This window comes from Polaromonas sp. P1_E3, from assembly GCF_056405935.1.
In genome coordinates this window covers 1-1,163 of sequence record NZ_JBFUBD010000625.1, presented here as the reverse complement: position 1 = coordinate 1,163, position 1,163 = coordinate 1, and the positions used below count along the sequence as shown (strand labels likewise).

The 1,163-nt window shown below is 52.0% G+C and carries 1 protein-coding gene; it reads right to left on the bottom strand.

The genetic code is table 11. The features are described from left to right. Positions 1-211: 211 nt before the first annotated feature. The gene (locus AC1D0Z_RS22295) at positions 212-655 is read right to left on the bottom strand and encodes a hypothetical protein (protein ID WP_477660328.1); all 444 of its coding nucleotides are present in this window, start codon (positions 653-655) and stop codon (positions 212-214) included. Between the last annotated feature and the right edge of the window lie 508 nt (positions 656-1,163).

The following is a 1,163-nucleotide window of genomic DNA, read 5'->3' as shown; positions in this document are numbered from 1 at the left end:
CAGCTGTTTTCGCAATATCTTTGCCAATTACCGTTTCCTCGGCGCCGTTTTGTGCCAGCCAGCTCGACATCACGACTTGCATGGCGTCGATCAGCCCAAGCGCCTAATCAAAAGTAGGCTGAAATCGAGCTTGCGGGAACCACCTGTATTTCTTCAAAGGACGTAGCGCCACGGCGAGATTTGAGCTTCTGCGCAGCTAGCAGAAACCGACTCAAGCGCCTTTTGCCCAGCCTAGCTCGCGCAATGTCAAACCGAGCGACTGAAGTGCAAACTCTGCATCCTCTTCCACCAGCGAGCGATAGCCTTTTCCGAGTTTGGCGTTGCTCTTGTTGCGCGTGTGCAAGAGCCCTGCGATCTTCCCGAGATTGGCCGCGCAAAACTTCTCGTGAGGCTCCTTCCCCAAGAGCTCAGCTGTTTTCGCAATATCTTTGCCAATTACCGTTTCCTCGGCGCCGTTTTGTGCCAGCCAGCTCGACATCACGACTTGCATGGCGTCTTTGCAATGGTCAACAACAGAGCCCGGGGACTCTTTGAACGCGGCGTCAACAACTTTAGCGACTGCTTGCGTTACAGAAGTCCTAAATCGCTCATCGATTTTTTCCCCATGGAGTTCAGGGACGATCCCGTACGCGGTCAAAGCCTTCAGTGTGACCATGACGGTTCCGTTAAATAGAGACTCGCATTGGACAATCAGCCAAGCCGATGCTCCGCGGCTAGACCCGAGAGCCAATATCAGCCCTTGCCCGTTATTTGGCATGTTTAGCAGTTCGAAACACGACATATAGACGTACATCGATTTCCGTCTCGCACCACCAATGAACTGAGGGTCTGGTCGATCATAGGGATGCTGTGGAACGGTGTGCATKTCCGGCTGCGTTCCTTCTTTTTTCGCATATAACCTGCCTCGTCGCGTTCGCGTAACAGCGTCAAACGAAKCTTCGCGAAACATMCACCCGAACCTCTCGGATGCGCCAGGAAGCGATTTCCAATCTTCTGGCTTCTCGATCAACTTGGCATGAGTAACTATGGGAAGTGGGATAGATGGAATGTCCGGATTACCCGATCCCTCATAGACTAGTCCCGAATTTTGTTCGATTCCAAGATACATGTAGTCCTCCAGATTGATTTAGTTCATCGGCCGGTCACACTTCCCTTTATATAGC